Raw genomic sequence first — 25,793 nt, forward strand, 5'->3', positions numbered from 1 at the left:
AATCGTAAAGAATCGTTTCAAGAACGCCTAAAGCGTACTGAAAAAGAGATGACTTCTACAGACCGTGGACATGGATTTTAAGAGATAATCTAAAATGCAAGCGAAGGAAGAAAGAGACAATAGCCTCTTTCTATTTTAATTGATAACCCAAAAGTTATCATTTATCTTCTTCATTTGGTTCTGCTGAAATTGTATTTGCAGCAATATCATTTGTTTCTATTTCATTTGATTGAGAATTCTCCATATCATCATCTTCTGGTAAACTTGGAGAAGAATTGAAATTAAAATTGGCTGGATTTTCCATTCCTGGAACTGTGAGAGCCGATAAAGTGCCTATAACTTTTAAGCCAGCATCAACAGCTTTGGCCATTCCTTGAGTAAGAGACTGATCTTTAACTTGATCAGTTCCTCTCGACAATCTCCCTCCTCCTGTTATTCGAGGATTTTCAGGATAATATTGAGGTTTATTCCCACTCTCTTTAAAAGGATTTCCCGTCATTTGGGAAGCATTAATACTATTTCCTGCGTCTCCCATGCCTCCCATGCCTCCCATACCTCCCATACCGCTACCGGAAATACCACCTAGACCTCCCAAAGAGTCCATACCACTCATACCGCCTATTCCGCCCATACCACTACTGCCTGCTTGTTTCATACCTCCCATTGCAGCACCCATCATCCCTCCAGAGACTAATCCAGCAGCTGCACCAGTTGCTACACCAGCCATTGCTCCAATCGTTGCACCTCCACTAGTGCTTGAACCAGAAATTAAACCTGCAATAATGTCTGGAATAGATTTGGTTAAATACGCACACAATAAAGCGAGTCCTAACAATGTCCAGCTTGAAGCTGCAGAATCATTATAAGCATTTCTCCATGTCACTAAAGAATCGGTCACCAAAGTTACTATAAGTGTCAGCACAAATAGCTTTGCACCAACAGAAACAGCATAACGAAATGTTGTTATACTTATTTCTCGCGTCCATTGTGAAGCACCAAAACCCATAAATAAAACAGAAGCGTTAATTATAATATACGATTCAACGAGCGTAACAGCCATAAAAGCAGCAATAAAACCAAAACATATGAAAACAATAAATGCTTGAAGAGCAATTAATACAGCAGTTAGCGGATTCCAAGTGTTAGTGTTTAGCATAGTTGCAACAATTTTAACGACTTCATGCAAGAGATCTCCTGGAAACAATTCTTTGTTTCTTCCACTTGCATGAGCTGCTGCAGTACGAAAACTATCGACAATCGCAGTACCCCATTGTTGCGAATATTCTAAAAGAGCAGCAAAAAAACCAATAACAAGAATGAACTTTACAAGCTCTCCAACAAACTCAGCAATATCAGCTTGCTTAAACACGAGGGGGATAAAAGTAAAAAGAAATTGTAGCCCAGCTAGCAACCAAAAAAGACGAAAGCCATAATAGTGTAATTTTGAATACCATTGGCCAGACTGTTGTTTTATTAACTCTAAAAAACCATTAAATTCTTTTGTATTATCTATAGAATCTGCCAAAGAGAGATCTGAAAAAACACATCCTATGCAAAGGAATAATAATATTAATAAAATAGATTTTATATTCTTTACTATTTTATAGCTTTTTATATTGTTTGTTATCATTTCACGATATCTTTCTTAAAATCCATGTCCACGATCTGTAGAAGTCGGTTTCTCATTAAAAAACCTTTCAAGATGTGCATCATCTTTTGCTCTTCGCTCGACTTCATTGGCTGTGTAATTTGCTTGCAAAGTAGTGTTATTAGCCACCAATTCTCGAAGTAATTGCAATTGTTTAACCTGCTGGCCAGCAATTTCATTTCCTGCTTGTATCGCTTGCATCCGTCCTTCTGCGCTTGCTGAACGATTAATGAGTTTTTCCATCAGCTTATCTTCATCATCAAACATACTCGTATTGATCCCTGCTGCTTCAATAGCAATACGTGAATTAGAAAGACCACTCTCAGCCCACTTCTTATAATCTTGGGAAGGATTCATTTTTCCGGTATTCTTTAAATAATTCTCATAGCCAGGATACATCTTTTCAAAGCGGCTATTTAAATCACTCATATTATAGGAAAGGCTCTGACTGTCTTGATAGACTTTTTGCAATTGTTGCAAGGTGGTTTGCAAACCACTAAATTCTGGACTTGAATAGGAAAGCCCTTGCTTGATCATATCTTGATATTGTTTGAGTTGTTGTTCTAACTGCTTTGCAGTGTTAATTTGCGTTTGAACAGTTTCAACATATTGATTCATTTGGTTCCAAACCGTTGCACAATTCGTGCAAACGAATGCAAAGGTATGAGAAGAATAAATTAAAGAAAAAAAATTTAGAATAAAAAGAAGTTTAAGTTTTTTCCAAATATTGGTCATAAGTGATCCCCCTTGTTGTAAGCCATTTTAAAGGCCAGTTTTCTGTATTTTCAGTGATAAGTTTTTGAACTTCAGCAAGGTCCTCCTTACTGGAAATCGCTACAAAAGAGAGAGCAACCTCTCCTAATCCTAATTCAAAAAGACGACGGCCAAGAACAGACTTATAATAATATTGCCTTTTCTTTTTGGCTGTTTTGATAATTTGAATTTCTTTGTCGTTCAGACCAATCATTCTGTAGAGATCTATCGCTCCCGGTGCTCCTTCAGTACCCCTCGTTTCTGCTTCCTCATTAGGAAGTAAAATTTTTGTAGGACATTGCTCAAGGAGAACATCAAGAATACCAGAACGTGCTGCATCTGACAGGCTTTGCGTAGCCATAAGGACAAGACAATTCTTTTTGCGCAACTCCTTTAACCATTCACGGATTTTTTCACGAAAAACAGAATGGCCAAGCATAACCCACGCTTCATCTAGCGAAAGAATGGAGGGTTGTCCTTTTAAACCTCTTTCAAAACGCCTAAAAAGATAAAGCAAAACCGGTAAAGCGTTTTTATCTCCTAACTTCATCAATTCATCAATTTCATAGACAACGAAATTATGCTCTTCTTCAAGAGGTTTTTGCCCATCTAACAAGTGCCCCATAGCACCAGAAAGTGTATAATGCAGAAGAGCTTGATGAATTTCTTTATCTTGAACTGTCGTGACAAAATTGCCTAATGAACGCATATGCTTAGGCGTCTGCTTCATTTGCTGCATTGCACGATGAATTTCCATCTTTTGCTTTGGTGTTGGAGAGCGCCCTGTCTGCAGTTCGTAACAAATTGCAACCCATTCTTGAGCCCAGAGATTATCGGCCTCCGTATCAACATCTGCTAGAGGCATAAGAGCACTTAAACTCCCATCACTTTCCCCAATATCATAGTGGCGGCCACTTACAGCATGACACAAAGTAAATAATGAACGACCTTTATCAAAAGCTGTTATATACGCCGGAAGATGCTTGCCATTCTTATCTGCCGCTTTTGACCAATAACGACATGATTGCGCAAGTAAAAAAGCGAGAAGCGTTGATTTTCCTGCACCAGTTGGTCCAAAAACAAGAGTGTGGCCGACATCATCAACATGTAAATTAAGACGAAAAGGGGTGGCCCCTGTCGTTACCACTTGAGATAAAGCAGGAGAGTTCTCAGGATAAAGAGGACAAGGATTGTTTTGTAATCCTGGCCATACACTCGAAAGAGGTAACATATCTGCAAGATTTTGCGTGTTAATTAATGGTCTTCGAATATTGGGATAGGTTTGCCCAGCAATTGATCCTAACCACGCTTCCATTGTATTGACTGTTTCAATGCGTGCAGCAAAGCCTTTATGTTCAATTTCACGTTTTACTAGTCTGGCATTTTCCGCCAAAACCTCACGATCTTCATGCATCAAAACGATAGTTGGAGAATAATAACCATAAGAAACAAGACCTGATCGTGCTTCATTCATGGCCGCTTCAGCTTGTTGGGTCATCAATAGAGCATCCGTATTAATGGTTCCCTTATTGGTTTTAAAGACTTGAGAAAAAAAACCTCTAACCTTTTGCTGCCATTTTAATCGGTATTTATTTAAGGTTGTAATAGCTTCATGCTGATCCATAAAGATAAAACGGCTTGACCATCTATAATGTAAAGGTAAACCATCTAGAACATCTAAAACACCCGGATAACTCGCTGCTGGAAAACCATCAATTGAAATACAGGTGATAAATTTATCTCCAAGCCGTGGCGTATCTCCTGGCCATAAATCTCTATAACCAAGCCATGAATCCAAATACATAGGACAGTCCGGTATTCGAAGAGTAACGGCCTCCCCATTAATCGAATAATGTAAATAATTAACAAGCTGATCACTTTTATAGGTTTCTTTACCATTATTAAAAGTAATAGTTTTCATGCGTTGCATTTTAAGAAGATCACCAAGACCAATAAAGAAATCTTCTATTTTCTTTTTAAAGTCTTCTAACAAACGCTCAGCAGGGGTGGTTGTTTCGATGCTATCATCATCATAGACAATTTCCCCTAACTTAGATGATTTGCGCGTCGGAGGAAGATATTGGATCAGTAGAGCATATTCTGTTTCATAATGCATCTCACTACGCTTAAAATAAGAACGTCTTTCTGCATCAATTAATGCCGTAATAGGATCTGGAAAATGGGATAATGCTGCATCCGGATAACTGGGGGATTCTACACGAATAGCATCTATCCATATTGCCCATCCTGAATGAAAACGAGAAAGATATGTGTTCACTAATCCCGTTATGTAATTTCTCTCTGTATCTGTCATTGACATGGGGTCATCCCCACGAAGAAAAAAACCAGCTAACAAAGAACCATCTTTGCCTAAAACGATACCATCATCAATCAATGCAGCAAAATTCAAAAGATCAGGAAGACCTGCTAATGATGAACGAAAATGTTTTAATTTAAGCATTAATATGGCCTTACTGACTGTGCAACACGAAAGGGCGTTGAAAAAGGCGCATAATAGCGACGATATTTCAATTGACGGATATAAATTCGAGACAAAACAGGATCAAACTTTGCCATTCTCCGCAGCACATAAAGGCAAATAAACCAAATACAAAGACCAACACTAGCTGCAACAATATTCATAGCCGAAACAATCAGAATACCAGTCAAAAGCATCGAAAGCAGCATTAATTCCCGCTCTCCTCCCATAATTTGTTGAGGACGATGAAGAGAACGAAATAATTGTGTTTGTCTTTTGCCCCCCATTATAATCCTCCAACCACTACATTTGCAGGCACAACAGCACCAGAAAAGAGAACGCCTGTAAGAAGAGTATTTGCAAAAACAATAACACTAATAACAAGAACAAGATAAATAATTCTCTTCACAAATTCGCTAATTTCACCCCCAAAAATCAAAGCAATTCCACCCGCCACAAGACCCAGCAAGGAAACAGCAAAAGCAACAGGTCCCGAAACTGATTTCCTTAGTGTTTCAAGAGGTTTTTCCCATGGTAAAGCTGCACCTCCTCCAGCTGTCGCGTCAGAAGCATAAGCAATATCTCCCAAAAGAAAAAATAGGAGAATAACAACTCCCATAGTAAATAAAACTGTCATCTGACTATAGAAATTATTCTTCGTATAAATTGAAGATACGTGCATGGTTTTCTCCTTTAATAAATTGGATTGGTTTTATACTTATTGGCTGTGTAGTCGTATCCACACACTTCAATAATTTCTTTAACTTTTCGACCGGAAGAAGTTTTTTCAATACTTAAAACAACATCAATTGTTTCAGCAATCAGGTGTTGCATAGGAGCGATCGTTATTTCTGCTATTAATTGTTGAATTCTTGTTAAACCGGTTGAAGCATCATTAGCATGAACCGTTGCTATGCCACCTGGATGACCAGTATTCCAGCTTTTTAAGAGGGCTAAAGCCGCACCATCTCTTACTTCACCAACAATAATGCGATCAGGCGCCATACGCATCGTTACTTTGAGTAATCGCGTCATATCTATATATTCAACAGCCCGAAACGTTACTGTATTAGGTGCAGCACATTGAAGCTCAGCAGTATCTTCAATAATCACAAAACGCTCTTCCGGAAATGTATCCGTCATTTCTTTGAGGATTGCGTTTGTCAAAGTTGTCTTCCCCGTTCCTGTTCCACCAACAACAAGGATATTTTTGTGATTTTTCACTGCATACTTTAAAAGTAACCTTTGCTGTGAAGTAAGAATATTCTTTTCAACATAATCATCTAACGTGAAAATTTGTGTTGCTTTTTTCCGAATTGTAAATGCTGGTGCTGCAACAATGGGTGGGATTACCGCCTCAAAACGGCTTCCATCTATCGGAAGTTCGCATTCAAGAATAGGACATTCTTTAGTGATTTGAGTACCAAGAGAAGTGGCTACTGTTCCCATTACAGCTTCAGCCCAATGGGCTTCCATCATCCCTACTGCTTTTTTGCTTCGCCTAAATGTTCAACCCATAAAGTTCCATCAGGGTTCAGCATTATTTCGATAACTGTTGGATCTTGCAGATAACCGCATACCTGCTGCCCAAATTCAAAACGCATCTTCTCAATGAGCCGTCTTTTTTGTTCAGAAATCGTCTCATTTTTCAATGCAGTTATAGACAATTTACCCCCCAATATAACGCCTAAGTCCCCGTATAAAGCGAAATTTAGATATTAATCTACAAGATGAATCTGAGCAACAAAAAATACCTGTTCGATAGAATTTATCCCCACTTTGGTTTTTTAAAGAGAAAAATCTTTATCATTTTTAAGATCTATACCAATAGCCTTAGCTTGCATCTTCTCATAAAGCCGCCGCATGATCTTCATATTATCACGACGCACTTCAATAACCAATTTTTCAGCAGCTGTTGAACGCGCTTTATCGAGATTTCCTAATCGTGTATAATGCGACGCCATGGCTTGTCGCGCTTCATCATAAGGTAAACGACCTTTACGATTTTTTGGCAAGCTATGATCCCTATTTATTGATTGGTATTGCTTAGGATCAGAAACAAGTACTACATGATCTTTAATAACATCTATTTCAACTAAAGCCATTTTAAGACTGCTAACCATAGCCTTGCTATTAGCATAACGAAATAAATCATCTTTTATAAAATCACGTTCCGTATCAAGAAGCAATGGTAAATTGCTACTTTTACCAACATCACGAATATGATTATATAGATTACTTCGGACATCATGTAATTTTTTAGATATTAGCGTTTTCTCAAGATCTTGCACGTATATATTTTGCCGTAAGAAAAGCTTTTGTAATTTATCAGAAATGATGCCCCCCTATCACAACGCCTTTATCTAACCAGTCTGGGCCATATTCTTCATCTGCGCTCTTGGTAGAAAATCCCATATCACGAATAAATTGTGCTCCACGTTGATGTTTAAGATGTAAAAGAGCATGCGCCGGATATTCAGCCATCGCCAACCACTGCCATGTTGCTGTATTATCATTAGCTTTTTCTGCTGCTTCTGCTTCAACCATATAAATACTATTTTGAGAAAGCCCGCCTGCACGTAATTCCTCACGCTCAGCATCGGTCATATAACTTTTTGGCATTTTTTTCATAGAAAACTCCTTACCATGATAGAGAGAAGCATCTTAATATAATGATTGAATCTGAGCAATAAAAAATACCTATAGCTTCTTTGTAGAAATCTGCCGTTGATGTATAATGAACATCCATTCTAACTTAAAAAAACAAACTTTTATGGCACAAAAGATAACAATTTTAATATTTAAATACTCTTTAAATATTCACTAAATATTTTGTACGTAAATAATAAATATTTATTATTTATTTTATTTGATGTTAGTGTCTTCTCAAGATCTTACACATATATATTTTGCCGGAAGAAAAGCTTTTGTAATTTATCAGAAATATTGTCCACCTATAATATTGTCCACCTATAATATTGTCCACCTATAATAATGTCTTTATCTAACCAGCCTGGACCATATTCTTCATCAGCATCCTTGGTAGGGAAACCCATATCACGAATAAATTGTGCTCCATGCGATTTTTTAAGACCTAATAGCGAATAAGCTGGTAGTTCCACCATTGCCAACCATTCCCTGCTTCTGCTTCGATTTTTTCAGAAGACGTTGTACAAATATATTTTAAAATCTTTTCCTTTAAGGAGATAAAAAATCAAAGAAAAACAGGAAATTCACGCCGAGCATGTACTACAGTAACAATCTCAACTTGGTTTACAGCTACTCGATATAGTATAAGATAATTTGGATGAGCTACAATTTCTCTTAAACCTAACACCCTTTCACTTTTTTGATACAAGTATGGATGCTCAGATAAAGGCAGCACAGACGCTTCTAGCAGTTTCTTCATTCGTTGTGCAGCAGATGGATTTTCACGTGCAATATAAGTTAAAATTTGACGTAAATCGCTACGAGCTGAATCTAACCAAACAATTGGTAACATTATAACTTTTTCTATTTAGCAACAAACTGGTCTATTACCGCTTCCATTTCAGCCATAACCTCATCATGCGGAATAACAGGATGCGGATTAGAAAGACTATTTTCTACCTTGTTACGCAACCAGTCCGTATAACTCAGTTCTTGCTCAATTGTATCAAACTCTGAAACTAATGGAGAAAGAGCAGTCTTCATAGCGGTATTTCCTTTATATTTATCATAAATAATAATAGTTACTATTGATTATGTTGTCAACATCAAGCAATTGAAAATATTGAACTTTTTGGTAATATGTAAGTTATTCAGCATCTAAACTAAATCCTGATGTGTTTAACAGTTTAATAAGTTCTGGAAACGTCTCTTTTACGTGTTCTTTACCGCATTATGTTTTCAAAGTGTTTTTGCATTAAGGATCTCACCTTTCATTCATGATTTTGGTGAGCGGTCCAGAGAGTTTGATAGAACGGTGTGGAGGATTTTTCATCATTGTTAAGCACTCCTTTTTAGTGATAGTCTAGATAATTAATTAATTCAACATCCATATCGTTAAAGCGAACTATTACACGCCAGTTTCCATAAGAAAATAATTAAGTTAAGCTATTAGACTTTCCAATGGGATATTAAACTGTTGGTGCAAATTTTTAATCATGCGCAGTGTTAGTTTTCTTTTTCCACTCAAGATTTCATAAACGCGATTTAAATGACCAATTGCAGGAACGAGATCTTTAGCACTTAAGTTCATTTGTTCCATTCTAAATTTAATAGCCTCAATAGGATGAGGAGGATAAACAGGATAGTGTTCTGCTTCATACGCTTCAATTAACAGCACAAGAACCTCCATTTGATCAAATTCTGGAGTATTCTCTTTAGGTTGATTGTCAAACATAGCAGACACAATTTCTAAAGCTTCTTGGTAATCCGTTTCAGTGCGGATAGGTTTGATATTCATTTCTTAAGTTCCTTTAGTTCCACAGTATTAGCATCAATAGCATCATACTGTTTATGCGTTCCTATAAATTTTATATAAAGCCAACCTGCTGGATAAAAGATTGAAACAATTAAACGATAGTCATTACCTCTAATATTAAAAACAACACGATTATTTTTTAATATGCTTGCATTTTTATACTTCTTTTTAATGTCATGAGGAGAACGCCATTGTGCATTTTTAGCTTCATCTATCCATGCTTTTAATGGTTGTTCAGCATCAGGATATTGAACACAAAAAGTTTGAAGTGTAGAGATTTTAACAATTTTCATAGATTGTATCCTGATTTTTATTAATTATAGTACCATTTTGGTACTAAGTCAAATATTATAATATTTGATATTTTTCAAAAAGAAGCAAAAAGATGTATCATAAATCATTGTTTTATATTATGATACTAATTCTGTATCAAAAACGATTTATGAGACTAAAATGGCACTTTTAGGTTATGCGAGAGTATCAACTAATCATCAGAAATTAGAATTGCAGGTAGCTGAACTTAAAAAGGTTGGGGTACGGGACGATCGTATTTTTACTGATATGATGACAGGAGCTACAGATAAACGAGAAGGCTTACAACGGCTTCTCAACCGTGCCGAGAAAGATGATACAATCATTTGTACAAAAATGGATAGGCTTGGCCGTAATACTGCAGACATGATTCATATTGTTGATGCCTGTTATAAAAAAGGGATTGCCATACGTTTTTTGGAAAATGGTTTGAGTACCGAAGGTACCATGGGAAAAATGATTATTCAGATTTTGGCTGCTGTAGCAGAAGCCGAACGTGCACGTATTTTAGAGCGAACCAATGATGGAAGAGTTGCTGCAATGGCAGCAGGTATAAAATTTGGTCGAAAACCTCATCCAAAGAGAGAGATAGCGTTTGCACTGATTAAGCAAGGAGTATCATCTAAAATTGTTAAGGAAAACACAGGGATATCACATGCTACTTATTTCAGATTAAAAAAACAAATAAATGGAATGAAACAAGATAAAATAAAAAGAAAACCAACATTTATTGATAATAAATATCAAATGGATATTGAGGATTTTACCGACAAACTGTCATGAATATTCAGTTGTCCATTTTTAATTTTTAGATTAATTATTTTATATCTTCTCTATAAGGAGGCTTTTACTATGCAAAAGAAATTACCCAAAAGTTATATGACCGATGCTGAACGTGAAAAATTAAGAGCAGGTGGACTACCTCAGGATGGTATTTATACCGCTGAATCAGAAGCAGCTGATCGTGTTGGTGATGACAAAACCGCGTGGGAATGGTTGGCCATGACTGAACCTCCAGCTCACACACTCTTATTTATTAAGCATCAATGTGGTGCACAATTTATTCGCGATATGGGATTTTCCACCAAAGAAGCGGATAAAGAATATGGTCCAGACTGGTTAGACAAAGGTGTGACGATAGGAGGCCATCATTTCTGATAAGTTTAAAAAGTTAGAACGGATTTTTTTTCGTGAAAATAACTATGTAAAAATTCTTGATGAATCATTGGTAAGTAAGCAATTGTGTAATGTACGAAATGATTTGCATAATCATATTTGTGATGTTGGTCGTAGTGGTGACTTATCGTTACTTCTTGATACAGAACACAAAGTCATAAAAAATGATTTATTTCGATATGCCAATAGTAAAGCTATGTTTGCTAGTCTTAGAACAGCATTAACTGAATTAGATGTTATTAAGAAGCATGTGGAGCTTGTTAGTGATCCTATGCGATATAAGGCGATAAATGAGGCTTATAGTTTACCAAAAAATCGTAAAGGTGGTTTACCTTATGATGAGGCACGCCAAGCTATGGCGTCGCATTATACACGATTAGGAAATCTCGATAAATCTCGTTTAACATCAGCTGAAAAATCGATTATTGATGTACGAAGAGATAATATGAAAGTGATGCGCAAACTTTACGAAAAAATGCAAGCCAAAGCTATTGGTATAGATCTTTCACACGATAAAGGTCATTCACTTTAAGAAGCCAAAAAGAACAGATACGATGTTTTCGTTAGCACTATCAACTATAGAGAGTAACATAGACAAGATAAAGTTTAAGGTAAGTAATAGTGAATTAAAATAGCAAAAAAACATAAAATGTTTGCAAATAAACTAGCACCAATAAATATTGTATAAAGCTTTATTTCTTTTGTAAAACTTTTAAGATTTTTATTTATATTCAATTCACTGTTGGATAATTTAAATAATTTTTTTTCATATGATTGTATTTGGTTAGAAATAGAATTTAGATTTTTATTTATTTCTTCATTTATTTCTTTTTTTATGTATGTAGCCGCTTCAGTTATTAACTTTCCTGCCGTTTTTTTTCCTCTTCTACCATAGCATTACGAGCTATTAGAATATGATTTATCATCATACTTTGTTGCTCATGAAGTGTTTTTAAAGCTGCTTTTAAAACTGTGTCGGATAAAAGGACGGTCATAAGAATTGGATCATTTGGAGGAATCAATTGATTAAATTCTTTAGCTACTTTTTGCCGAATGGCATCAATATCAATTGACATTTTAAATTCCTGGAATAATAGATATTTGTTCAAATAGCATGTTTTTAACACGCGCTAAACGGCTTTTAGTCATGATGCTGAATTCGTTTGAATCAGTGATTTCATTAAAAGTTAATTTTTTATCGAGCATTGTTTTGATATCTTCACCAAAAGTACTAGATGTTTGCTGTGGAATTGTAATGACCGCAGAGATTCTATCTTTCGTTTCTTGAAATATTTTCATTTCTTCAAAACTTTTTCCATTTGCGACAATAGGACCAAAAAATTCATTTTTCCAAACAACAATATTAGCTGTGGGGGGAATTTGTGTACAGATAGAAAATAACCCAGTGAGGGTATCTCCCAATGCTTGACCACCTGTAATAATTGTATGAATGATTACATTTTTTTTAGCAGTAGCCAACATATCAAAAGCTTCATTTTCTTTCAAATAATAGGCTAAAGGTAAAAATGTTGTAGCTCCATTATCGATAACATATTGGCATTTAGAATTAAGTAGTTCTTCCATAAGAGTATCAAAATTACGTGGAATTACTACACTTTGGTCAAGAAGTTTTAGATGCGTTACATTAAAGTTTTTGTAGCTTGCAAAAGTTTGGTTGACTGGATCTGTGTCAATCCCTTTAACTTCTACTTTTCTTTCTAAGAGATACTGCATCATAAGACTGGCTACAAAGGATTTCCCTACACCACCTTTCCCTTGTAAGGTCATATGAATGTTACTCATATCATGTCCTCTAGTTTTTTGTTTGTGTTGTGTTCAAATACATGCGGCATTGATTTTTTTTAATAGGATCAACAGAAATAGGGAGAGAGGTTTGGGTTATTATTGCTGCAGGTTTAGTTTTAAAATATTTTCGAACATACGACGCTAAAGCATCATAAGATATATTTAAAGTTGGATTTTTTCTTAAAATTTCTTTTAATGAATACCCTTTTTCAATAAGGCTTAGGATTAAATCTTTGTTGGCTAAAAAAACCACACGCATTTTCCCCCACTCTTTTTTTTGTTTCATTTATTTTCCAAATTTTTCCAAAACTTATAATAACTTTCCAAATCTTACTAAATTTTTCCAAAAAATAAATATTAATATTGGTTTTTATAAAGACTTTTAAAATTTTAATTTTAAAAGTATGGCAAGGTGATTTGGGTCGAGTAGCTGGTTTATTGAAATTATGGTTAGTTACAAATAATGGGAAAGGCGGTGTTCCAAGCGATATAAATCAAATGATGGGCGATTTTCGTCAACTTCAAAAACAGATTTTTGAAAAAATCTCTTCTTTATGATTGCTAAACGTATTGAAAGAGAAAAAGCCACATCAAATATGGCGCGTTTAGCTCGCTATATTATGGATATCGATGGAGGTGTTTTGCCAAGGAATTGGAAACTTACATGTGATTATATTATTGATAAAGATGCGCAACATAGTGAGAAAGTAGCAGCGATAAGAGTTACAAATTGTTATACAGATGATCCTGTTATGGCTACTGAATTTATTTTAAAAACTCAACATCAAAATAAAAGATCAAAAGCAGATAAAACATATCATTTGGTTCTATCTTTTCCCATAGGAGAAAGACCAGAAAGAGAAATACTTTATGAGATTGAAGACAAATTTTGTCTCGCTTTAGGTTACAATAAGCATCAGCGAATTTCAGCAATTCATCAAGATACAGATAATTTACATGTTCATATTGCTATTAATAAAATCAATCCTGAAAATTTTCGTAATCATGAGCCTTTTTTTGACAAACGTACATTGATGAAAATGTGTCGTCAAATTGAACAAGAATATGGATTGATTAATACTCCTCACAGTTTTGATCATGAAATAGAACAATATTCCAAAGATAAAAATGATGACAATAAAAAACGGTCAAAAATAAAGAATTTTGAAGATAAGACAGGGACGCAATCTCTCGCGACTTATGTCGGAAATATTATTAAAGAATTTCATTATTCGGACTGGCCAGCACTTCATAAAGATTTTGCAAAACATGGTCTCGTTCTTAAAAAAAGAGGCAACGGATTAGTTATAGGAGCAACCAATCTTGATTTATGGGTTAAGGCAAGTAGCTGTAATAGAACTCTTTCTTTATCTGCTCTTGAGAAAAAATTAGGCTCCTATCAGAGTATGACGCTAAATGTGCAAAAACAATATACACCTTTCTTTAATGGGAAAAATAATCAAACTAAAGCTCTTTTATATTCTAGGTATGAAAAACAAAAAAAGGCCAGTGATTTAGAAAGGCAAAAACAATATAAAAAGTTATACGCGCAAAAAGTTTTTTTCTATCATCAACTTTCCGTTTGGTACAAACAACAATCTTTTTTACTGAGATTAGCTCCTAAAAATTTTCGTGCTGTAGTACGCAATGCATTAAAACTGCAAAAAAAGCTTCGTCAAAAAGAATTAAGAGAAAGGCAGGCAATAATTAAGAGAAGACTAATGGAAACTAGATTTCCAACTTGGCGTGATTGGCTTCATCAGCAAGCAAATTCTGGAAATAGAGATGCTGTAGATGTGCTGTGCTCAATGAATGAGCGTTGTGCTTCTTTATCAAATAATTTGCTGACGGCAAAAACTGCTCAAAAGACGGGAAATTTTTTACATAAAAACTTAACTTCTCATTTTATTAAAAACGGAAACATTGTGTACAAAAGTGTTGATGGTGGCGTTGTTGTTGATGCTGGGGAGAAAATTCACGCGCAAAAATTTACTACAGGATCTGCTTATATAGCATTAAATATTGCCATTGAAAAATTTAAAGATCAACCTCTTGTCCTCAACGGAACCGAAAAATTTAAAACAGAAGTTGCTCAATTGGCAGGTATTCATGGTATAAATGCTATATTTTCTGATCCACGTCTTAATATACTTAAAGAAAAGGTAGAAAAGTCTCGTGAAAGCAATATTGATGATCCTATTAAGATATGGCTTAATAAGCGTAATCAATATGCTAAAAATCTTCTACACGTCATGTGGAATGGAGAAGAAGATATTTTAAAATATGTTGGGCGCAGGAGGATTGAAGAAAGAAGTGTTCTCCTTTTTGAGCCTATTAATGCTAAAAAGGTAATTTTTATAAAAGAAGCCTCAAAAAGAGCTTTTATACAAGCTCAATATTGGAAGATAGGTGAAAAAATTAAAGTTACAAAAGATGGCTATCAAAAACTCTCAAACAAAGAAATAGAAATCTAAATATACTTCTTTATAAGTAAATCTGTTGCTTTATAAAATTTTCAGTGAGGAAAAACATATTGTCATCTTCCCATTCAGATAAAAATGATTCATAATAAAAATTATATTGCGTTGTTAGGGGGGCATACGTGAAGAAAACAAAAAATCATGAAAAAGAAAAGTCATTAAATCCTTATATTTCAGCACGTAAGGAGTGGATGGAAAGGTATGGTGACTATATTCAAGCTGCCAATAATTGGCGTCTTGCAACTTTTGGAATGATTATTGTGACAGGTATGTCGGTAGGAGCTTTCATTTGGAAAGCAAATGAACAAACTGTTGTTCCTTATATCATACAAACCAATTCAGTTGGTGAAGTAGCACATTTTGCAAAAGCAAATATTGCATCAAAACCCAATGAAACGCACATACGAGCAGCATTGAGAAATTGGTTAATTGGCGCACGCACTGTCTATGTAGATATGAGAGCGGAACAAGATCTTATTAACCAGACATATTCAATGACTTTGCCACAATCACCGGCTTATCGAATGCTTGTTGAATATCATCAACAAAATGATCCTTATTCTCGTTCTGCTAATGAAACAGTCGAAGTTCAAGTGAATGCAGTTATTGCTATTTCTAATGATACTTGGCAAATCGAGTGGACCGAAACGACAAGAGCACGAACTGGTGCTGTTAATGAAACAAAACTCTGGCAAGCTACAGCTACAGTTATTTTAGCAACTCCTAAAACTGAGCAACAGATGATGTCTAATCCAATTGGATTATTCGTTAAACAATTCGCTTGGACGCCGAGACTCTAGCAAATGTAAAATAAATAGCAATAAAACAATGTAGCGGGGATTTTATGTTAAAAAAATGTATTATAGTAACAATAATTGCATTCGTAACATCGACAGCAATAGCCAGTGATTTATTATCTAATGTTAGTGTTATTTCACCACAAAAAATCCCTCTTACAGAAAAAGAAGCTTTAGGACTTAAACTTGCTAATCAATGGAAAAATAATCCAACAAAGCCTATTCGTTCTAGTGATGGGAGTGTTAAATATCTGTATGGGGCAACTCTTCCTACGCTTGTTTGCACGCCTTTAGAAATATGTACTATTCAGTTACAAGCTGGTGAAACCATCAATAGTCTTCATGCAGGGGATACAGCTCGATGGAAAATTAGTCCCAGCATAAGTCGAACAGGAGCTACAGAAACAACTTATGTTGTTGTGAAGCCCACAGATGCTGGTCTGACGACAAATCTCTTTATCACAACAGATAGACGGACTTATATGATTAAACTTGCTAGTACTCAAAATTCATCAATTCCTGTTCTCTCTTTTTCTTATCCAGATGATACAGATCAAGATTGGGCTGCTTATAAGGCAGCAACAGATAAACACCGTACTACATTGCCAACAGGGCAAAATATGGCCGCACTTGATTTCAACTTTCGTATTACTATAAGTGATCCAAAAATAAGTGATCCAAAAATTAAATGGTATCCAAAACGGGTTTATACAGATGGTTTAAAAACCTACATTGAATTGCCTGGTGATGGAATTAGAGGTGAAGCACCTGCTTTAATTGCTATTGGTAACGATGGTCGTCTTTTTAGAAAACCAAGTGAAAAACTAATCAACTACCGCATTATTGGCAATCGATATGTTGTTGATACGGTTATTACCAAAGTTGCCCTTATTTCCGGTGTAGGAAGTCAACAACAAAGAGTAACAATTACAAAGGGGATTTAAATGTCTAAATATCTCTTATTCCTCTCCTTTGTATTTGTCGCTGGTTGTTCTACGATGGGGATTCATAGTAAACAAACATCGTTAGTAAATTATATTGATCAAAATATTACGGAAAAAGATATTCAATTTATTGCTAATGATCTTGTTAGTTATCTTAAAGATCCCTTACCACCAGCATCAACAACATTTATTATAAAGTTAAATAACACACAGGATCAATTTACTCCTCTGCTTATCAGTATTTTACAGCAAAATGGTTACGGTGTCATTTATAATGATCAATTAGAAAAATCTAAAAACACTGGTATGACTTTATCTTATAAAGTGATGTCAATGGATGACGGTATAATATTAGTTGCTCGATATGGTTTAACGGAAGTAACACGTTATTATGTTCGTTCATTAGCGGGAGATATTGTGTCATCATCAGCTTTTTTAACACGTGTAAATGACGGAGAGAAATAATGAAAGAAAAGATAGACTTTTCTTCTGAAAACTCTCCCAATTTTTTTACTTCAAAATCGGATGGACGACAAATTCGTCGTCTTAACAATATGCCATGGATAGGTGCTATAGGAGTTATTGTTTTTGCACTTATTGGTATCACTTATACTTTTATACTGCGCCAAAAGGCAAACGCCGTCATTGTGGAGGATAAAAAATCTTATTGGTAGATGAAACACCCTTACCCATTCGTCCACAAAGCAATGATTATGTTCAAGCAAAATTACCGGATCCTCCATTATTAGAGCCTATAGAAACATCAAAATTAGTTGACAATTCTTCAGAACAGAAAACATCTGATAAAGTTGTTAATGAAACAGAAGAAGCGCAAAAAAGATTCTTAATACATCTTACAGAACGACGTTTAACTAAAATGGAAGCTGCTTTAGAAGCTGATTCTGCAATTTCCTTTACATTGAATACAAAGCCAACACTTGCTTCTAAAACTCAAAATAATAATTCTCAAACAAAAATTTCTGAAAGTTTATTTAATAGATATGGGGCAGAGAAAAATTCACCATCATATACAGGAAACGATGGAGTTGATCCCAACATGCAAGCGCAAAAAATTGCTTTTTTGTCGCAATCCCCAGAAGCAGAAGTTTATTTAAAAAATACAAGGCAAGAAGCTATTCAAGCTAGCCTTGAAATTAAGGCTGGAACTATTATTCCTGGCGTTATGATAAGTGGTGTGAATAGCGATTTGCCAGGACAAATTATAGCGCAAGTAAGAGAAAGCGTTTATGATTCAGCTACTGGTCAAAATGTTTTAATTCCTGTGGGGTCAAGGCTTATTGGAACATATGATAGCCGAGTATCTACCGGTCAAAAACGCGTACTGATTGCTTGGTCAAGAGTTATTTATCCGGATGGCTCTTCATTATCACTTGGAAATATGCCAGGATCTGATCAATCTGGTTATGCAGGATTTAAGGATAAAGTGAATAATCATTATTTAAAAGTTTTTGGAAACGCTCTCATGCTTTCTGTTATTTCAGGAGCTTCACAAATGTCTCAAAAAACACATAAGATAGGGAGTGATGACAGTACAATAGAAACAGCAAAAGAAACATTAGCAGCAGAACTTGGTAGGCAATGGGGCGAGGTTGGTATTGAAATGACCCGTAAAAAACCTCAATATTCAGCCAACGATCACTATCCGTCCTGGTTATAATTTTAGTGTTATGGTCACAAAAGATATTATTTTACCTGCGTGGCAAGGTCATCCAATGGCAATTCTTCCTTTAAGATAAACAATAAATATTTATTATTTACGTACAAAATACGTAATATTTAATAAATAAGTAATAAATATATGTTAATTATTTAGTGTTTATTCATTGAATAAGGAACATCTTATGCCAGTCATTACTATGTGTTCAACAAAAGGTGGCGTTGGAAAATCAACAATGGCATTAGTGTTAGCTAATGTTTTTGCAAAAGCTGGATCTAAAGTAAAATTGATTGATGCGGATCCAAATCAACCACTTGTAATGTGGATGAAAAGGTCTATGGATATTATGCCAGATAACATAGAAGTTTCTGGAGATATTACAGAACAGAATATTATTTCATGCATTGATGAAGCTGTAGAGAAATTTCCATTTGTGATTGTTGATCTTGAAGGTTCTGCTAATCTTGCAGCTGCTTTTGCTATAGGAAGAGCTGATCTTGTTTTAGTTCCTATGAGAAAAAAGCAACTTGATGGAGATCAAATAGGTAAGATCATTGCTTTAATAGAACAACAGAGTCAATTTTTAAAAAGAAAAATACCCTTTCGTATTGTCTTTTCAATGACAAATACTTTGAATAGTCGCGAAGCACAACATATAGAAAAAACGTTAGAAAAAGCTAATATTCCTGTTTTACCTGCTTCATTAACTGAAAGAGGAGCTTACAGCGCTCTTTTTCAGATAGGGGGATCACTTTTTAATTTATCGTCCTCTGATGTAACTAATCTTAAGGCAGCACAAGAAAATGCAATGATTTTTGCTAATGCTGTTATACAAATATTGGATAGTGAAAATTTATTAAAGGATCAAGTAGCATGACAAAAAGGGCGGAAATTTCGTTGCCAAATTTTGAAAATTTAAAACCATTCACAAAAGCGCAAAAAATAAACAAACAAAGCTTAGATGCGATAAGCAAAGAAAATGGTTTTACAACGCGTCATAGCATAGAAATAAAACAAGGTAGTGGACGTAGACGACGTAGTCTAAAAACAGCGAGATTAACACTTGCGCTTGAACCTGCAGTAAAGGATAGCTTTTGGTCTTTAGCTGATGAACTTAATGAGGATGGTGGTGATTTTCTTAATCGTCTCATTCAAGTTTATGTAAATAATAATTGTGCGCATAATAAATAGTAATTATTTACTATTTACGTACAAAATATTTAGTAAATATTTAATTGTTTATCTTAAAGGAAGAATTGCCATTGGATGACCTTGCCACGCAGGTAAAATAATATCTTTTGGTGACCATAAAACACGATACATATAATGATTATTGTTCATGCTTTATCTTTTCTGTTATTTTCTATAAAGGATAGACTAACCACGATTACTTTTTCGTAAATCTTGTTCAATCAGATGCCTAACATAGCGTGTGTAAGGAATAGCTTGATTTTTAGCTTTTTCCTTTAAAGCCTTCATAAGCGCTTGAGGCAATCGAATGTTGATAGACGCTTCTTTAGGTAAGAATTCAAAATGAACAGGCTTAAAACCAGTTAAGTCATAATCTGTAAGATCAGCAGTATCAACAAAGTTTTCTGCTTCTTCATCTGTCTTAAAAACGGGCATTTGTTTTAATTTAGAGGTTTTCATAAAAATCAATCTCCTTTTGGTGCATATAACGAGCGCTAATAGGGCGTACAAATAGTTCGTTCTTTATTGTTCTTAAGGTAAAAACTAAAAAAATATATCGTTCATTATAGGTTCTTCCAATGGCTCTGAAACGTTCTTCTTTAACGTTTGGGTCGTTCTTTATGACGAGATTTCCAGGTTCGGTGAATAAATACTCAATTTCTTTTTTAGAAACTCCATGTTTAGCACATTTGGGCCAATTACCTTCATCCCAATTTATGCCATGAATTTTGATATTTATTGTCATAACGAATGTATATTAAAATGTATCCACAAATACAATAAAATAATTAAATATTAATTTGTTTGAACAGGAGCGCTCATGCATCCGCGTGAAACGATAACGGCAAGGAGTGTAGTTTTTATACTTGGTTTGTTTGTATTTTTAGTATATAGAATTGTACAGTAAATACTGGAATTTTATGGGGATGGAAAATTGGGGGGCCAGTCTACACACGCATCAAAAAGCGCTTCTCGGCTAATATTTGTATTTTTATTTTCTTTATATTTTGTTGCTCTTAATCAGTGTTGTACACAGTATTTAGCACATGTTTTTCATTATAATCCTTCTCTTGGTTCTCATTTTTTTAGATTTTATTTATCTTTTTCTTGGTTTTTTTGGATTTTTAAATTTTATGATTATGCACCTCATCAATGTAACTTGACATTTGTTTTATTCTGTATTGGCATTTTGATTGGTCTTGCAGGTTTTTCTCTTTGGGCAGGTTTTTGGTCAAGAAGTAATAAAAGTACAAACGATCTTCATGGGACAGCGCATTTTGCGACTTTTAATGAAGTTCAAGAGACGGGTCTTCTGCCTCGAAAGAAGCAAAAAGGGCGGGGTGTTTATTGTGGAGCATTTAAAGATCATAAAACAGGTGTTTTACATTATTTACGTCATGATGGTCCCGAGCATATTATAGCTTTAGCGCCTACGCGTTCTGGAAAAGGTGTTGGTCTTGTGGTTCCTACTCTTTTGAGTTGGCCGCATAGTCTTTTTGTTCTTGATGCAAAAGGTGAGAATTACGCTATGACAGCAGGATGGCGGAAACAATATGCTGGGAATAAGATTTTAAGATTTGATCCAGCAGAACCAGATGTTGGATGCTCATGGAATCCGTTAGGAGAAATTCGCTTTAGAACTCGTCATCAGGTGGCCGATACTCAAAATATAGCGTTAATGGTTATTGATGATGATGGTAAAGGGATTGCTGGAGATCATTTTAGATCTGCAGCTTTTGAACTCTTAAATGGTCTTATTCTTCATGCTCTTTACAAATCAGAAGAGATTGGCCGCTTACCTTGTTTGCAAGATTGTGCCCACATGCTAACGGGGGTAGGAGATTTTTCAACTGTTCTTCAAGGCGATGATAATTTTGATTATGATGGGGATCCTAAAGCACTTTCTTCTTTATTCCGTGAAATGGAATCTCTTGAGATAAAAAGTGAAAATCCTCTTTTCAAACAAGCTGATCAGGAAGCAAAACTTGTTATTAATGGTGTTGGTCGGCGTATGGCTGGAACACCAGCACGTGAATTAGGATCAATTATTTCAACGGCCAATAATGCTTTATCTCTTTATAGAGATCCCATTGTGGGGGAGAATACAAAATATTGCGACTTTTACGTCAGCGATTTGATGGATTCAGAAGATCCTGTATCCCTGTATTTTATTACTACACCCCGTAATTTAGATCGTATGAAGCCATTGGCACGATTACTTTTAACACAAATGGTTCTCTCTCTTTCAGATCGAATGGAATTCGATGATGGAAGATCAAAGACAATTCATAAACATCGGTTACTTTTGATGCTTGATGAGTTCCCAATTTTGGGTAAGTTGGAAGTGTTTGAAAAAGCCCTTGCTTATATTGCTGGATATGGACTGAAAGCTTACATTATTACCCAAGATGTACAGCAGCTTTACAAGATTTACACAACGAATGAAAGCATCATTTCTAATTGTCATATTCGCATTGCTTATGCCCCTAATAAGGTTGAAACAGCGGAGTGGATGAGCAAAATGGCAGGGGAGACAACCATTGTTAGGGAAAAAATTTCCACTTCTGGAAAACGTTTTGGTATGGCGCTTGAGCAAGTTTCAACCTCTTATGAAGAAACACGTCGTTCTTTAATGACTCCTGATGAAATTATGCGCTTGCCGGGTGCTAAAAAAGATCATTCAGGAAATATTATTGAGCCAGGTGAAATACTTATTTTTGTTGCTGGGAATAGCGTGATTAGAGGCACTCAGATTCTTTATTTTTTGGATCCATTTTTTTCAAGCGCTTCAAAGATTCCTCCCCCTGTTACGGATTATTTACATCAGAGAAATGAAGTAAAAAAAGACAAGGAAGGATTTGTTTTTTGATTAAGCAATTTGTTGTTGGCTTTACTTTGTGTTTTCTTGCAAGTGCTTGCTGTATCCTTTTTGCTCTTTCACAAGGGTTTAGAGTTAACTATTCACATTCTGCGCCTAGAGGACTTTGGAAGGTTAATTATTTTCAAAAAGATTTGAAAAAGGGGAGGTTTATGGAAGTCTGTCCTCCAGATGTGCCTCTTGTCAAGATGTTTGTTGACAAAGGTTATCTTCACTCTGGTGTTTGTCCTAGTGGTTCTATTCCTTTTTTAAAACCTTTAGTGGCTGTTGCTGGTGATGTGGTGCATATAACGGAAAAAGGTGTGAGTGTTAATGGGAGCTTATTAAAAAATAGCCAAGAAAAAGAGGGATTATCCTCTTTCCCCAAGGGAGAATACCAAGTGCAAGAGGGATATGCTTGGTTTATTTCAAGTTTTGATCCTGTCAGTTTTGATAGCCGTTATTTTGGAGCGGTTCCAATAGTCAACATTATAGGTTCAGCAGAACCTATTTTAATTTTTTGAAAGAGAGATTTTTATGACAAAAAAAACAACAATAAAAGTAAGTCCTGTCTATTCTAGGAATATGAATGATATTTATGTACCTGGAGTCCAAGTTGTATTAAGCCGAGAAGAAGCAGAAAGCTATGGTGTTTTTGAAGAAACTGCTCTCTCAGAAGAAGAGGCTTGGGAATCCAATGTTACAGATATATCGAATATTGATATGTTTTTAGATGCAGAGGATGAGGCATGATTTCTGAGTATGAAAAAACAGTAACAGATCGCTTAATTATGCAACTTCAACAAGGAAGAGCACCATGGCAACAATCATTCTCTCCAGGATGTATGAAGATGCCTTATAATGCAAAAACCGGTGATATCTATAAGGGAGTCAATAGTCTTTGGCTTTTAAGTCAAGAATATACCGACCCTCGTTGGCTTACATATAAGCAAGCGAATGAAATGGACTGTAAAATTAAAAAAGGAATGCAGGCTACAAACATTCTTTATTGGAAACGGAGCGAGACAGTCGATCAATTCTGTATTTTTTTCGGAAAAGTTTTTAATGCTGAACAAATTGATGGACTCCCACCCTTAGAATTACATCCTCTTCCTTCAGAAAAAACAAGGTATGCACGAATAGAAGCACTTTTAGCAGCGTCAGGCGCAAAAATTGATATAGGAACTAGAAACCGTTCTTTTTATCGTGGTGGTGACGTTGATACTATTTATTTACCAGAAAAACATCAGTTTATTTCAATGGATAATTTTTATGCTGCTGCATTACATGAAATTGGACACTGGACGGGCCACCCCTCAAGACTTAATCGTGATATAATATATCCTTTTGGTTCTTCTGGATATGCTAAGGAAAAACTTCGGGCATCTATTGCTTCTCTTATGATCGGTGAACAGTTTAATGTAGGTTATGATCCGGCACCTCACTCTTCCTATGTTTCTTCATGGATTGAGATTATGCAAAAAGATCCAAAAGAAATTTTTAGAGCTTCTTATGCTGCTGAAAAAATTAAAACTTTCATCATGGAATTAGAAACTGTCAAAGTTGTCGATGTTGAAAAAGAGTCATTGCTACCAGTAAGGCATAAACATGGACCGGATAATCAGAAGAAAATTTACTTGAATGTTCCTTATTCGCAAAAGGAAGAGGCTAAAAATGCTGGTGCTCAATGGGATAAAGAAGCTAAATCTCGGTATGTTCCTGCTGGTACAAATTTAGCTGAAATAGGTCTTTCCCGTTTTTCTTTTGAGCATGCACACTCAAACTCAATTTTATCAATTGAACAACAATTTAAAGAGGCACTCTACTCGGCAGGTTTACTTGTTGATGATCCACTTATGGATGGAAAATTGCATAGAGTCTCTGTTAAAAATGATAAAAAAAGTCAAAAAAGTGGGGCTTATGTTGGTTATTCCTCTCCTTCAGGAGGAGGATATATCCAAAATTTTCGCACTGGCGAAAAATTTTATTGGAAACCTAAGCAAATTGTTTCCTCTCTTTCTGTAGAAGAAAAAAAGAAATTGGCCATTGAAATTCAGGAACGGAGAGAAATTTTAGAAAAAGAAATTGCTGAAAAACAAAAAAATGCTGCGATATTTGCTTCACGTATATGGGAAAATAGTAAAAGAGCAACTCCAGATAATGCTTATTGCAAACTTAAGGGCATTATGAAAACAGACGATTTAAGAGAAGTTCCCGAGGATTTTCCAGATGATCTTAAGGAGCAAGGTGTGAGAGTTGCGAAATCCCCTGAGGAGGCCAAGAAAATAAAGCAAAGTCATCCTAATATTAGAACATTTTTAGTTGGCGATTTAATTATTCCATTACGAGATAAAGAAAACAATTTAACAACCCTGCAAATAGTTAATCCTACTTTTAAGTCTTTTATGAAAGATGGCAAAAAGCATGAGAGTTTTACGATTGTAGGGGCTGAGAGTGGTGGAATGTCTGCTCTTAATGATGATTTAGAAAAACCTATTTTTATTGCAGAAGGATATGCTACAGCTTCTGCTGTAGCAGAGATGATTCATATGCCTGTTGTAGCTGCTTTTGACGCTGGAAATTTAAGAAATGTAGCTAAAGTGATGCGCGATCAATATCCAGATCGTATGATTTTATTTATTGCAGATAATGATCATGCTTCACAAGATAAATTTCTTTCTCATGGCAAAAAATCTACGAATGTTGGCATTACAGCAGCTTATAGTGCAGCGTTAGATATTGGTGGAGGAGTGATTTATCCTGAGTTTCAGGAAGAAGAACGAGATTTTTCTGATTGGGATGATTACAAAAGAGTGCATGGTAATAAAAAAGCCAAAAAAGATTTTTTATCAAAAATGAGAGTAGCTGAAATAGAAGCAAGAATTACTATTGAACGATTTCAAACGCTTGCTAATATTCAAGATCAATATGCTGTTGATGATCCCACTACTTCACTTGATGATCGCTATATTAATGATGAGCGTTATGCTGCTAATCAACTTCGTCAAAGAGCAGTAACTCTTAATAGTCGAAATATTAATTCTAATGATAAAACGAGGATTTCTTCTGTTAGATCTCGTCTTTCGCAAGACAAAGAACAAAGGTTATCTCAAAAGCCAAGTGCAATTCCATATAGAGCAAAAAATAGTCAAGAAATGGAGCTTTAAGTAAGTAGAAAATGAAATTTTATATTGTTTAAATTTATAT

The 25,793-nt window shown here is 35.2% G+C and carries 32 protein-coding genes and 2 pseudogenes; 16 read left to right on the forward strand and 18 right to left on the reverse strand.

Going from position 1 to position 25,793, the window contains the following annotated elements:
* Window positions 1-157: 157 nt before the first annotated feature.
* From trbL to ACJTDF_RS01505, 13 genes and pseudogenes are all read right to left on the reverse strand, one after another.
* Entirely contained in the window at window positions 158-1,525 is a 1,368-nt protein-coding gene (gene trbL, locus ACJTDF_RS01445) for a P-type conjugative transfer protein TrbL (RefSeq protein ID WP_407965839.1), read from the reverse strand.
* 120 nt (window positions 1,526-1,645) lie between these two features.
* Window positions 1,646-2,383 carry a P-type conjugative transfer protein TrbJ gene (trbJ, locus tag ACJTDF_RS01450; RefSeq protein WP_407965840.1) on the reverse strand — a complete coding sequence of 246 codons (738 nt, stop codon included), beginning with the start codon at window positions 2,381-2,383 and terminating at the stop codon, window positions 1,646-1,648.
* Window positions 2,358-4,862 carry a transporter gene (locus ACJTDF_RS01455; protein WP_407965841.1) on the reverse strand — a complete coding sequence of 835 codons (2,505 nt, stop codon included), beginning with the start codon at window positions 4,860-4,862 and terminating at the stop codon, window positions 2,358-2,360. The genes trbJ and ACJTDF_RS01455 overlap by 26 nt, the downstream gene beginning before the upstream one ends.
* Entirely contained in the window at window positions 4,862-5,167 is a 306-nt protein-coding gene (locus ACJTDF_RS01460; protein WP_407965842.1) for a conjugal transfer protein TrbD, read from the reverse strand. Before ACJTDF_RS01460 ends, ACJTDF_RS01455 begins: the two co-directional genes overlap by 1 nt.
* Window positions 5,167-5,562: a TrbC/VirB2 family protein gene (locus ACJTDF_RS01465; protein WP_407965843.1), complete on the reverse strand. Its 396-nt coding sequence runs from the start codon at window positions 5,560-5,562 to the stop codon at window positions 5,167-5,169. The genes ACJTDF_RS01460 and ACJTDF_RS01465 overlap by 1 nt, the downstream gene beginning before the upstream one ends.
* Window positions 5,563-5,573: 11 nt before the next feature.
* A pseudogene (gene trbB, locus ACJTDF_RS01470) lies at window positions 5,574-6,547 on the reverse strand (P-type conjugative transfer ATPase TrbB).
* A 120-nt stretch (window positions 6,548-6,667) separates the two neighbouring features.
* Window positions 6,668-7,171: a hypothetical protein gene (locus tag ACJTDF_RS01475; protein WP_407965844.1), complete on the reverse strand. Its 504-nt coding sequence runs from the start codon at window positions 7,169-7,171 to the stop codon at window positions 6,668-6,670.
* Between the two features lie 37 nt (window positions 7,172-7,208).
* Window positions 7,209-7,511: a hypothetical protein gene (locus ACJTDF_RS01480; RefSeq protein ID WP_407965845.1), complete on the reverse strand. Its 303-nt coding sequence runs from the start codon at window positions 7,509-7,511 to the stop codon at window positions 7,209-7,211.
* Window positions 7,512-7,834: 323 nt separating this feature from the next.
* A pseudogene (locus ACJTDF_RS01485) lies at window positions 7,835-8,017 on the reverse strand (hypothetical protein); the annotation flags it as partial.
* A 77-nt stretch (window positions 8,018-8,094) separates the two neighbouring features.
* Complete coding sequence (locus ACJTDF_RS01490; protein WP_407965846.1) at window positions 8,095-8,382, reverse strand: type II toxin-antitoxin system RelE/ParE family toxin; 288 nt, start codon at window positions 8,380-8,382, stop codon at window positions 8,095-8,097.
* Window positions 8,383-8,393: 11 nt separating this feature from the next.
* Window positions 8,394-8,573 carry an antitoxin gene (locus ACJTDF_RS01495; RefSeq protein WP_249677919.1) on the reverse strand — a complete coding sequence of 60 codons (180 nt, stop codon included), beginning with the start codon at window positions 8,571-8,573 and terminating at the stop codon, window positions 8,394-8,396.
* A gap of 397 nt (window positions 8,574-8,970) precedes the next feature.
* A complete protein-coding gene (locus tag ACJTDF_RS01500) occupies window positions 8,971-9,327 on the reverse strand; it encodes a type II toxin-antitoxin system HigA family antitoxin (RefSeq protein ID WP_407965847.1) in 357 nt (118 codons plus the stop codon).
* Window positions 9,324-9,638: a type II toxin-antitoxin system HigB family toxin gene (locus ACJTDF_RS01505; RefSeq protein ID WP_078688293.1), complete on the reverse strand. Its 315-nt coding sequence runs from the start codon at window positions 9,636-9,638 to the stop codon at window positions 9,324-9,326. The genes ACJTDF_RS01500 and ACJTDF_RS01505 overlap by 4 nt, the downstream gene beginning before the upstream one ends.
* Before the next feature lie 160 nt (window positions 9,639-9,798).
* Between ACJTDF_RS01505 and ACJTDF_RS01510 the strand changes: the two genes are divergently transcribed.
* The 3 genes from ACJTDF_RS01510 (at window position 9,799) to ACJTDF_RS01520 (ending at window position 11,365) form a co-directional block, all read left to right on the forward strand.
* Window positions 9,799-10,440, forward strand: a complete 642-nt coding sequence (locus ACJTDF_RS01510; RefSeq protein ID WP_407965848.1) for a recombinase family protein — start codon at window positions 9,799-9,801, stop codon at window positions 10,438-10,440.
* Between the two features lie 69 nt (window positions 10,441-10,509).
* A complete protein-coding gene (locus tag ACJTDF_RS01515) occupies window positions 10,510-10,815 on the forward strand; it encodes a hypothetical protein (RefSeq protein WP_407965849.1) in 306 nt (101 codons plus the stop codon).
* A gap of 82 nt (window positions 10,816-10,897) precedes the next feature.
* Window positions 10,898-11,365 (forward strand): hypothetical protein, encoded by a 468-nt coding sequence (locus tag ACJTDF_RS01520; RefSeq protein ID WP_407965850.1) that lies wholly within the window; start codon window positions 10,898-10,900, stop codon window positions 11,363-11,365.
* A gap of 325 nt (window positions 11,366-11,690) precedes the next feature.
* Here ACJTDF_RS01520 and ACJTDF_RS01525 read toward each other — a convergent pair whose 3' ends face one another.
* The 3 genes from ACJTDF_RS01525 to ACJTDF_RS01535 are packed head-to-tail and all read right to left on the reverse strand — an operon-like array spanning window position 11,691 to window position 12,925.
* Window positions 11,691-11,909, reverse strand: a complete 219-nt coding sequence (locus tag ACJTDF_RS01525; RefSeq protein WP_407965851.1) for a hypothetical protein — start codon at window positions 11,907-11,909, stop codon at window positions 11,691-11,693.
* 1 nt (window position 11,910) lies between these two features.
* Window positions 11,911-12,636, reverse strand: a complete 726-nt coding sequence (locus tag ACJTDF_RS01530) for a conjugal transfer protein TraL (protein WP_407965852.1) — start codon at window positions 12,634-12,636, stop codon at window positions 11,911-11,913.
* A gap of 10 nt (window positions 12,637-12,646) precedes the next feature.
* Window positions 12,647-12,925 (reverse strand): TraK family protein, encoded by a 279-nt coding sequence (locus ACJTDF_RS01535; protein WP_236829056.1) that lies wholly within the window; start codon window positions 12,923-12,925, stop codon window positions 12,647-12,649.
* Between the two features lie 131 nt (window positions 12,926-13,056).
* Between ACJTDF_RS01535 and ACJTDF_RS01540 the strand changes: the two genes are divergently transcribed.
* From ACJTDF_RS01540 to ACJTDF_RS01580, 9 genes are all read left to right on the forward strand, one after another.
* On the forward strand, window positions 13,057-13,197 hold the full coding sequence (locus ACJTDF_RS01540; RefSeq protein ID WP_407965853.1) for a hypothetical protein: 141 nt from the start codon (window positions 13,057-13,059) through the stop codon (window positions 13,195-13,197).
* Complete coding sequence (traI, locus tag ACJTDF_RS01545) at window positions 13,194-15,113, forward strand: TraI/MobA(P) family conjugative relaxase (RefSeq protein WP_407965854.1); 1,920 nt, start codon at window positions 13,194-13,196, stop codon at window positions 15,111-15,113. Before ACJTDF_RS01540 ends, traI begins: the two co-directional genes overlap by 4 nt.
* A 128-nt stretch (window positions 15,114-15,241) precedes the next feature.
* Window positions 15,242-15,919: a VirB8/TrbF family protein gene (locus ACJTDF_RS01550; protein WP_407965855.1), complete on the forward strand. Its 678-nt coding sequence runs from the start codon at window positions 15,242-15,244 to the stop codon at window positions 15,917-15,919.
* Window positions 15,920-15,963: 44 nt separating this feature from the next.
* Window positions 15,964-16,860, forward strand: coding sequence for a P-type conjugative transfer protein TrbG (trbG, locus tag ACJTDF_RS01555; protein WP_407965856.1), 897 nt, complete (start codon window positions 15,964-15,966; stop codon window positions 16,858-16,860).
* Window positions 16,861-17,325, forward strand: a complete 465-nt coding sequence (locus ACJTDF_RS01560) for a hypothetical protein (protein ID WP_407965857.1) — start codon at window positions 16,861-16,863, stop codon at window positions 17,323-17,325.
* Complete coding sequence (locus ACJTDF_RS01565) at window positions 17,325-17,534, forward strand: hypothetical protein (RefSeq protein ID WP_407965858.1); 210 nt, start codon at window positions 17,325-17,327, stop codon at window positions 17,532-17,534. The genes ACJTDF_RS01560 and ACJTDF_RS01565 overlap by 1 nt, the downstream gene beginning before the upstream one ends.
* Complete coding sequence (locus ACJTDF_RS01570; protein ID WP_407965859.1) at window positions 17,528-18,538, forward strand: TrbI/VirB10 family protein; 1,011 nt, start codon at window positions 17,528-17,530, stop codon at window positions 18,536-18,538. The genes ACJTDF_RS01565 and ACJTDF_RS01570 overlap by 7 nt, the downstream gene beginning before the upstream one ends.
* A 184-nt stretch (window positions 18,539-18,722) precedes the next feature.
* Window positions 18,723-19,415 (forward strand): AAA family ATPase, encoded by a 693-nt coding sequence (locus ACJTDF_RS01575; protein ID WP_407965860.1) that lies wholly within the window; start codon window positions 18,723-18,725, stop codon window positions 19,413-19,415.
* On the forward strand, window positions 19,412-19,729 hold the full coding sequence (locus tag ACJTDF_RS01580) for a hypothetical protein (RefSeq protein WP_407965861.1): 318 nt from the start codon (window positions 19,412-19,414) through the stop codon (window positions 19,727-19,729). Before ACJTDF_RS01575 ends, ACJTDF_RS01580 begins: the two co-directional genes overlap by 4 nt.
* A gap of 186 nt (window positions 19,730-19,915) precedes the next feature.
* Here the strand turns inward: ACJTDF_RS01580 and ACJTDF_RS01585 are convergent, their stop codons facing one another.
* Window positions 19,916-20,188: a CopG family antitoxin gene (locus tag ACJTDF_RS01585; protein WP_249678022.1), complete on the reverse strand. Its 273-nt coding sequence runs from the start codon at window positions 20,186-20,188 to the stop codon at window positions 19,916-19,918.
* Window positions 20,175-20,474: a BrnT family toxin gene (locus ACJTDF_RS01590; protein ID WP_375642672.1), complete on the reverse strand. Its 300-nt coding sequence runs from the start codon at window positions 20,472-20,474 to the stop codon at window positions 20,175-20,177. The genes ACJTDF_RS01585 and ACJTDF_RS01590 overlap by 14 nt, the downstream gene beginning before the upstream one ends.
* Before the next feature lie 189 nt (window positions 20,475-20,663).
* On the opposite strand from ACJTDF_RS01590, the gene ACJTDF_RS01595 reads away from it, so the two are divergent.
* Genes ACJTDF_RS01595 through ACJTDF_RS01610 form a run of 4 tightly spaced genes read left to right on the forward strand, consistent with a single transcriptional unit; the run spans window position 20,664 to window position 25,753 of the window.
* Window positions 20,664-22,598: a type IV secretory system conjugative DNA transfer family protein gene (locus tag ACJTDF_RS01595; RefSeq protein WP_407965862.1), complete on the forward strand. Its 1,935-nt coding sequence runs from the start codon at window positions 20,664-20,666 to the stop codon at window positions 22,596-22,598.
* A complete protein-coding gene (gene traF / locus ACJTDF_RS01600) occupies window positions 22,595-23,110 on the forward strand; it encodes a conjugative transfer signal peptidase TraF (RefSeq protein WP_407965863.1) in 516 nt (171 codons plus the stop codon). Before ACJTDF_RS01595 ends, traF begins: the two co-directional genes overlap by 4 nt.
* A 13-nt stretch (window positions 23,111-23,123) precedes the next feature.
* Window positions 23,124-23,339 carry a conjugal transfer protein TraD gene (locus ACJTDF_RS01605; RefSeq protein WP_407965864.1) on the forward strand — a complete coding sequence of 72 codons (216 nt, stop codon included), beginning with the start codon at window positions 23,124-23,126 and terminating at the stop codon, window positions 23,337-23,339.
* Entirely contained in the window at window positions 23,336-25,753 is a 2,418-nt protein-coding gene (locus ACJTDF_RS01610; protein ID WP_407965865.1) for a zincin-like metallopeptidase domain-containing protein, read from the forward strand. Before ACJTDF_RS01605 ends, ACJTDF_RS01610 begins: the two co-directional genes overlap by 4 nt.
* Window positions 25,754-25,793: the final 40 nt, after the last annotated feature.

This window comes from Bartonella bennetti (assembly GCF_045945445.1).
Taxonomy (GTDB): Bacteria; Pseudomonadota; Alphaproteobacteria; order Rhizobiales; family Rhizobiaceae; genus Bartonella.

Bases quoted from the DNA above. Each gene is read 5' to 3' on its own strand.
- trbJ (WP_407965840.1), bottom strand. From the start codon at position 2,383: ATGACCAATATTTGGAAAAAACTTAAACTTCTTTTTATTCTAAATTTT.
- ACJTDF_RS01455 (WP_407965841.1), bottom strand. From the start codon at position 4,862: ATGCTTAAATTAAAACATTTTCGTTCATCATTAGCAGGTCTTCCTGAT.
- ACJTDF_RS01460 (WP_407965842.1), bottom strand. From the start codon at position 5,167: ATGGGGGGCAAAAGACAAACACAATTATTTCGTTCTCTTCATCGTCCT.
- ACJTDF_RS01465 (WP_407965843.1), bottom strand. From the start codon at position 5,562: ATGCACGTATCTTCAATTTATACGAAGAATAATTTCTATAGTCAGATG.
- ACJTDF_RS01480 (WP_407965845.1), bottom strand. From the start codon at position 7,511: ATGAAAAAAATGCCAAAAAGTTATATGACCGATGCTGAGCGTGAGGAA.
- ACJTDF_RS01490 (WP_407965846.1), bottom strand. From the start codon at position 8,382: ATGTTACCAATTGTTTGGTTAGATTCAGCTCGTAGCGATTTACGTCAA.
- ACJTDF_RS01495 (WP_249677919.1), bottom strand. From the start codon at position 8,573: ATGAAGACTGCTCTTTCTCCATTAGTTTCAGAGTTTGATACAATTGAG.
- ACJTDF_RS01500 (WP_407965847.1), bottom strand. From the start codon at position 9,327: ATGAATATCAAACCTATCCGCACTGAAACGGATTACCAAGAAGCTTTA.
- ACJTDF_RS01505 (WP_078688293.1), bottom strand. From the start codon at position 9,638: ATGAAAATTGTTAAAATCTCTACACTTCAAACTTTTTGTGTTCAATAT.
- ACJTDF_RS01510 (WP_407965848.1), top strand. From the start codon at position 9,799: ATGGCACTTTTAGGTTATGCGAGAGTATCAACTAATCATCAGAAATTA.
- ACJTDF_RS01515 (WP_407965849.1), top strand. From the start codon at position 10,510: ATGCAAAAGAAATTACCCAAAAGTTATATGACCGATGCTGAACGTGAA.
- ACJTDF_RS01525 (WP_407965851.1), bottom strand. From the start codon at position 11,909: ATGTCAATTGATATTGATGCCATTCGGCAAAAAGTAGCTAAAGAATTT.
- ACJTDF_RS01530 (WP_407965852.1), bottom strand. From the start codon at position 12,636: ATGAGTAACATTCATATGACCTTACAAGGGAAAGGTGGTGTAGGGAAA.
- ACJTDF_RS01535 (WP_236829056.1), bottom strand. From the start codon at position 12,925: ATGAAACAAAAAAAAGAGTGGGGGAAAATGCGTGTGGTTTTTTTAGCC.
- traI (WP_407965854.1), top strand. From the start codon at position 13,194: ATGATTGCTAAACGTATTGAAAGAGAAAAAGCCACATCAAATATGGCG.
- trbG (WP_407965856.1), top strand. From the start codon at position 15,964: ATGTTAAAAAAATGTATTATAGTAACAATAATTGCATTCGTAACATCG.
- ACJTDF_RS01560 (WP_407965857.1), top strand. From the start codon at position 16,861: ATGTCTAAATATCTCTTATTCCTCTCCTTTGTATTTGTCGCTGGTTGT.
- ACJTDF_RS01565 (WP_407965858.1), top strand. From the start codon at position 17,325: ATGAAAGAAAAGATAGACTTTTCTTCTGAAAACTCTCCCAATTTTTTT.
- ACJTDF_RS01575 (WP_407965860.1), top strand. From the start codon at position 18,723: ATGCCAGTCATTACTATGTGTTCAACAAAAGGTGGCGTTGGAAAATCA.
- ACJTDF_RS01580 (WP_407965861.1), top strand. From the start codon at position 19,412: ATGACAAAAAGGGCGGAAATTTCGTTGCCAAATTTTGAAAATTTAAAA.
- ACJTDF_RS01585 (WP_249678022.1), bottom strand. From the start codon at position 20,188: ATGAAAACCTCTAAATTAAAACAAATGCCCGTTTTTAAGACAGATGAA.
- ACJTDF_RS01590 (WP_375642672.1), bottom strand. From the start codon at position 20,474: ATGACAATAAATATCAAAATTCATGGCATAAATTGGGATGAAGGTAAT.
- ACJTDF_RS01605 (WP_407965864.1), top strand. From the start codon at position 23,124: ATGACAAAAAAAACAACAATAAAAGTAAGTCCTGTCTATTCTAGGAAT.
- ACJTDF_RS01610 (WP_407965865.1), top strand. From the start codon at position 23,336: ATGATTTCTGAGTATGAAAAAACAGTAACAGATCGCTTAATTATGCAA.